The organism is Actinomadura barringtoniae, from assembly GCF_017573505.1.
Lineage (GTDB): Bacteria > Actinomycetota > Actinomycetes > Streptosporangiales > Streptosporangiaceae > Spirillospora > Spirillospora barringtoniae.
Map to the genome: position 1 here is coordinate 564,236 of NZ_JAGEOJ010000005.1, position 6,325 is coordinate 570,560.

A 6,325-nucleotide genomic window follows, 5' to 3' on the forward strand; every position below is an offset into this window, starting at 1 on the left:
ACACCGGAGGCCCGATTGGTTGCCTTAATGATCAAAGAACATGATCAGAAAGAAGACCGATCCAAAGCAACGATCTTGAACAGGGCCGCCGAGCCAGGACGAAACAGCAGGTCAGACGGCTGACACCGCCTCGACCGGGGTGCCGGCGAGCAGGGCGGTCCACTGGCGGCAGACCTCGTCCAGCCCGTACGCCGTCGTCACCTGCTCGCGCGCGACGAGGCGCTCGGACTCCCAGCGGCCCTCCCGTACGGTCGCCGCGATCGAGGCCGCCATCGACGCCGGGTCGGCGTGGATCCACCGGGTGTCGTAGATGGTGTCGGCGCCGGGCCAGTTCAGCAGCGCGGGGATCGCCCCGGCCGCCATGCCCTCGGCGGGTGCGAGGTGGAAGCTCTCGTCGTCGCTGGTCGACAGCACGAACCCGATCCGCCGCAGCCAGGCCGCGACATCGCGGCCGTAGGCGTCGAAGACGACCCCGCCCGCCAGCAGCGGCGACCGGCGGATGCGGTGGAACACCTGCTCGTAGTGGGCGCGCTCCTCCTCCTTCTGCCAGATCCACCAGTACTCCCAGGGGAGCTTGGACTTGACGAAGAGGGTGAAGCGCGGGTCCTCGCGGCGCAGTTCCTCCACCACGTCCAGCGCCAGGTCAAGGCGCTTGCGGGACGGCGCGATGCCGATCATCCCGAGGTGGTGCTGGGTGCCGGGGAGCTTGTCGCGGCCCAGCTGGCGGTCGTCCACCCAGTTCGGCACGACGGTGACCTTGGTCGAGGGCCAGCCGGTGATCTCCAGCGTGAGATCGCGGTAGTGCGGGCTCACGCAGATGACCTGGTCGACGGCGTCGATGTCGAGCTTACGCGGCCAGCCCGAGTACAGCTCGAAGCGGTGGAGGCGGACGACCAGGCGCTGCTCGGGCCGCTTGTGCGCGGCGTACCAGAGCGCGTTCGGGCCGCACCACTCGCAGACGATCACGTCGGCCCAGTCGACCAGCTCCTGGCTGCGCTCGGGGTCGTGCACCTTGAGCGCGCGCCAGTGGTCGACGCGGATCTCCATGTCGGGCCGCGACTTCAGGTAGTTCAGCAGCGCGGTGAAGAACTTCAGGTCGTGCCCGGCGACGCCGACGCGCAGCTTGCGCGGCGCGCCGTTTCCGGTGCCCTGCGCGGGCACGCCCAGCAGGCCGTCCAGCCCCCCGGCGGGCGCTGCCGCGGCGGCGAGCACGGCCTCGGACGGCTCGGGGAACGCGTGCGCGAGGTACTCGGTGAGGCGGCCGGCGGCGGCCTCCAGGCTGAACTCGGCCGCGGCGGCGCGGCAGCGCTCCACCGCGAGCGCGTAGCTCTCGGGGTTCTTGCCGATGAGGGCGAGCGCGTCGACGACGTCGTCCTCGGACGCGGCGAACAGCGGGTAGTCCGCGCCGAACAGCCGCTCGTGCATCGGTGTGCGGTTCATGACCACCGGGACGCCGAGCGTGCCGCACTCCAGCACCTTGGTCGACAGCTCCAGGCTGGCGTCCATGTCCGGGGCGCGCCACGACAGGCCCACGTCGCACCCGGCGGTGAGGCGCATCGCCTCGGCGCGCGGGTGGCCGCCGTGCCAGACCACGCTCTGGCCGGTCTCCAGCGCGTTCTTCATACGGGTGGAGTACGTGGGGTCCTCGGGGTCGTCGTGGACCTTGTCGCCGATCATGTGGAGCTCGGCCTCGACGCCGCGCCGGTCCAGGAGCTTCGGCAGCGAGGTCATCTCGAGGGTGTTCCAGCGCGGCGCGAACTTGCCCGTGTAGACCAGCCGGAGCGCCCGGCCCTCGGGCGCGCCGTCCTGGCGCCGCTCCAGCCCGTCCGGCAGCACCACGACCGGCGGGAACAGCACGCTCTTGCCCGCCGTCGCCGGGACCGCGCTCTCCATGAAGGTGCGCAGCTCCTCGGTCTGGCAGAGCAGCACGCGGGAGGCGTCGGCGATGCGCCGCAGCTCGCCCTTGGAAGCACCGTCGAACTCGCCCGCCGACTGCGGGACGTCGGTGAGGTAGGTCCACATCCGCCCGGCGAGCGGGCCGCCGGACAGCTTGCCCGCCAGCCGCTTCCCGCGCACGACGATCAGGTCGAACGGGTCGGCCGCGTCGACCTCGGCCAGGGTGATCGCGGCCTCCTTGGGGGTCATTCCCCGGTCGGCCTCGATCCGGCCCTCGGCGTGCGGGCTGTGCACGGTGACGTCGGACAGGGAGCGCAGCGGGTCGACCAGCCGGCCGGTCCGCACCGGGGCCTTGAGGACCAAGGTCACCGAGCAGCCGGCGCGCGCCAGGGCCTGCACCATCCCCTGGGCCCAGATCGCCGAGCCGTCGATCAGGTTGAGATCGACGTCGCCGTAGACGAGGGCGCGTGGTCGCACAGAAGTTCCTTTCACAGGGCGGCGGGGGCCGGTCACAGGGCCGCAGGGGCCGGGCGGGCTGCCAGGCGGGCGGCCAGATGGTCGGTGAGCTGGGAGAGGCTCGTGGCCTTGGCGTCCCATTCGAGGTCGGCGATCGTCGGCGGCGCGGCCTCGCCCCACAGGACGAGCGGGAGCTCGCGGTTCGCGGCGATCTCGCGGACCTTGTGAAGCGCGCGGTCCCGGTCGTACATCCCGGGCACGCCCAGGTAGGCCCACGGGCCGCCGGGCTCGCCCGCCGCCGCGTCCACCACGACCAGGTCCACGTCGGCCAGCTCCAGCGCGAGCGAGGCGTCGTGCGGGTAGAGCGAGATCACCTTGGCGTGCTCGCCCAGCTCGGCGGTCGCGGCGTGGCCGAGCACCCCCGCGATCACCAGGCCCTCGTACGGCGCGGAGATCAGCAGCCGGTCCTCGGGCCGGTCGGCGCCGTCGAGCTGGACGCGCTCGCTCTCGCGCACGGTCGGGCCGATGCCCGGCACGTGCCGCCCCTTCCACAGCCGGTAGAGCTCGCGCGGCAGCCGCGACCCTCGCCGGCGCGGGTTGCGGGCCGCGCCGGCGACCAGGCGCCCGAACTTCACGCTGGTCGAGGCCTCCAGCGCGATGATGCGCTGCTCCAGCTCCTGGACGCGGGCGTCGCGGTCACGCAACGCGGCGCGGAGGCGTGCGACCTGGCGGGCGGCCTTGGCCGCGTCGTTAGGGCTGCTCAACGAGGAACTCCATGATCACGTCGGCGATGCGGGGACCGGCGGCGCCGTCCCACAGCGGCGGCTTGCGGTCGGCGTCCGGACGCGGCGCTTCCAGGACCTTGCGCGCGGCGGGGACCAGCTCCTCGAAGGTGACGAGCCGGTTGGTGCCATGCGTGATGGTGATCGGCCGCTCGGTGTTCGGCCGCACGGTCAGGCAGGGCACGCCGAGGATCGTGGTCTCCTCCTGCAGGCCGCCGGAGTCGGTGACGATCGCCGCGGCGCCGCGTACGGCCGCGATGAAGTCGATGTAGCCGAGGGGCTCCAGCACGTGCACCCTCGGGTGCTCGTCCAGCCCGGCGGCCATCAGGTTGGCGCGGCCGCGCGGGTGCACGGGGATGACCAGGTCGGCCAGGTCGGCGACGCCGTGCAGGTGCCCGACCAGGGCGGCGGCGGTCTCCGGGGCGTCCACGTTCGCGGGCCGGTGCATCGTCGCCAGCACGTACCGCTCGGGCAGGTCGTGCTCGGCGCGCACCCGCTCGGAGTCGAACTTGGCGAGGTTGGCCAGCAGCGTGTCGATCATCGTGTTGCCGACCAGGTGCGCCTTGTCGACCGAGATCCCCTCGTTGGCCAGGTGGCCGATGCCCTCGGGGCTGGTCACGAAGAGCAGGTCCGACAGCTGGTCGGTCAGCCGCCGGTTGACCTCCTCGGGCATGGTCATGTCGAAGCTGCGCAGCCCGGCCTCCACATGGGCGACCGGGATGTGCAGCTTGGCCGCGACCAGGGCGGCGGCGATCGTCGAGTTCACGTCGCCGTACACGATGACCAGGGCCGGTGAACGGCCGGTGAACTCCTGTTCAAGCCCGACCAGCAGCGACGCGGTCTGGGCGGCGTGGCTGCCCGACCCGACGCCGAGGTTCACGTCCGGCTCGGGAAGCCCGAGCTCGTGGAAGAAGACCTCGGACATCTTCTCGTCGTAGTGCTGGCCCGTGTGAACGACGATCTGCTCGGCGCCGCGCGACGCGAGCGCGTCGATCACCGGGGCCGCCTTGACGAAGTTGGGCCGTGCTCCCAGAACATGCACGATAGGCGCCAACACAATTTCCCTTCTGTTCATCGGGGTTGCCTACGCTCGCCCGCCGTGCTCAAAAGAACCGTCTACCTGCTGGGACTGACCTGGCGGCAGCTGCGCGACGACCCGAGCCGGGCTCCCCGGCTGGCCGTGCGGCTGCTGGCGCGGGTCGCGCCCGGCCCTCTCGGGGCGCGGCTGCGACGCTCCCCCTTCGCGGTCCCCCGGCCGCGTGATCCGCAGCGCGAATCCGCCGACCTGCAGGCCCTGCTTGACTTCACCCCTCGCCGACCTGACAGGTCGACGGTAAGGCCGGAAGGACGCTCGGTCCTCCAGTTCGTGACGAATGCCCTGCCGGTGACCAATGCTGGCTACACGGTACGAACTCACCGCATAGCTCTTGCACAACGCGAGCTCGGCTATAACACGCAGGTCGTGACCCGTCTCGGGTACCCGCTCAGCCAGGGCGTCGGCGACACCCGCGCCCGCGTCGAGGTGGACGGCGTCGCCTACCACCGGCTGCTGCCATGGCTGCCGGCGCGGAGCCCGGTGCGCGACGTCGGCAAGGCCGCCGACCTGGCCGGGCCGCTGGTGGAGGAGCTGCGCCCGGCCGTGCTGCACGCGGTCAGCAACCATCTGAACGCGGCGGTCGCGGTGGAGCTGGGCCGCCGGCACGGCATCCCGGTCGTGTACGAGGTGCGCGGCTTCCTGGAGGACTCCTGGCTGTCGCGCGACCCGGGACACACCGAGGACGCCGACTTCTACCGGCTGACCAGGGCACTGGAGACCCGGCGCATGGCCGAGGCGGACGCGGTGGTCACGCTCGGCGAGGCGATGCGGGCCGAGATCGCCGGCCGCGGCGTCGACCCGGCGAAGATCTTCACGGTGCCGAACGGGGTGGACGAGGCGTTCCTGGAGCCGCTGCCCAACGCGAGCGGCCTGCGGGCCGAACTGGGCATCGGCACCGGCACCCCGGTGATCGGGCTGACCTCGTCGTTCTACGGCTACGAGGGCATCGACACGCTGATCGACGCCGCCGCGCTGCTGCGCGACCGCAGCGTCGAGGCGACGCTGCTGCTGGTCGGCGACGGGCCCGAGCGCGGGGCGCTGGAGCGGCGAGCGGCCGAGCAGGGGGTCGCCGCCGTGTTCACCGGCAGGGTGCCGATGTCGTCCGTCCGTCAGTACCACGCGGTCCTCGATGTGTTCGCGGTCCCCAGACGGGCCGACCGGGTCTGTCAGTTGGTCACACCCCTGAAGCCGATCGAGGCGATGGCCGGGGGAATCCCAGTAATAGCAAGTGATGTCAATGCTCTCCGCGAAATCGTCGAACCGGGCGTGACCGGCACGTTAACTCTTCCGGAAGACGCGGAAGCATGGGCGATTTCTCTTGAGGAGCTCATTTACAGTCCCGATCGACGCCGAAAAATCGGACAGGCAGCCCAGGAATGGGTCAGGACGGAACGCACATGGCGAGCCGTCGCGACTCGCTACCGGGAGGCCTATTCAGGGATATGAACTCTTGAAGGGAGCCACCGGGGTGGATCTGGTGGTCATCGGGCTCGGCTACGTCGGGCTGCCGCTGGTGCGTGAGGCCTGCCGGGCCGGGTTGACGGTGGGCGGGCTGGATCGCGACGAGCGCGTCGTGTCCGGGCTGCAGGCCGGCCGGTCGCACATCGACGACGTGTCGGCCGACGAGGTCGCCGAGATGCTCGAGCAAGGGTTCACGCCCAGCCTGGACGAAGCGGTCCTGGAAGGCGCTCGCGCCGTGGTGATCTGCGTGCCCACGCCGCTGTCACCCGAGGGCGGGCCTGACCTGACCGCGGTGCGCGGCGCCGCCGAGACCGTCGCCTCGCGGATGGCGCCGGGGATGCTGGTGGTCCTGGAGTCCACCACCTACCCCGGCACCACCGACGAGGTGCTGCGGCCGATCCTGGAGAAGTCCGGGCTGACCGCCGGGGAGGACTTCCACCTGGCGTTCTCTCCCGAGCGGATCGACCCTGGCAACCCGGTGTACGGGGTGGCCAACACCCCCAAGATCGTGGGCGGGCTCACCCCCGGATGTGCCCAGGCCGCCTCCGCCCTCTACGGCAAGTTCGTGGAGCGGGTCGTGCAGGCCAAGGGCACGCGCGAGGCGGAGATGGCCAAGTTGCTGGAGAACACCTAC

Annotated in this window: 5 protein-coding genes; 2 read left to right on the forward strand and 3 right to left on the reverse strand. The window is 71.4% G+C overall.

The features are described 5' to 3' along the window. Positions 1-111: 111 nt before the first annotated feature. The 3 genes from J4573_RS15335 to wecB are packed head-to-tail and all read right to left on the reverse strand — an operon-like array spanning position 112 to position 4,209. Positions 112-2,373, reverse strand: a complete 2,262-nt coding sequence (locus J4573_RS15335) for a glycosyltransferase (protein WP_372442837.1) — start codon at positions 2,371-2,373, stop codon at positions 112-114. A gap of 32 nt (positions 2,374-2,405) precedes the next feature. Then, positions 2,406-3,116 (reverse strand): hypothetical protein, encoded by a 711-nt coding sequence (locus tag J4573_RS15340; RefSeq protein ID WP_208256103.1) that lies wholly within the window; start codon positions 3,114-3,116, stop codon positions 2,406-2,408. Next, positions 3,103-4,209 carry a non-hydrolyzing UDP-N-acetylglucosamine 2-epimerase gene (gene wecB, locus J4573_RS15345; RefSeq protein ID WP_208256104.1) on the reverse strand — a complete coding sequence of 369 codons (1,107 nt, stop codon included), beginning with the start codon at positions 4,207-4,209 and terminating at the stop codon, positions 3,103-3,105. Before wecB ends, J4573_RS15340 begins: the two co-directional genes overlap by 14 nt. Before the next feature lie 24 nt (positions 4,210-4,233). Between wecB and J4573_RS15350 the strand changes: the two genes are divergently transcribed. After that, complete coding sequence (locus J4573_RS15350; RefSeq protein ID WP_307796645.1) at positions 4,234-5,676, forward strand: glycosyltransferase family 4 protein; 1,443 nt, start codon at positions 4,234-4,236, stop codon at positions 5,674-5,676. 22 nt (positions 5,677-5,698) lie between these two features. Then, positions 5,699-6,325 (forward strand): nucleotide sugar dehydrogenase (locus J4573_RS15355; RefSeq protein WP_208256106.1); only part of this gene is annotated, 627 nt, incomplete at its 3' end.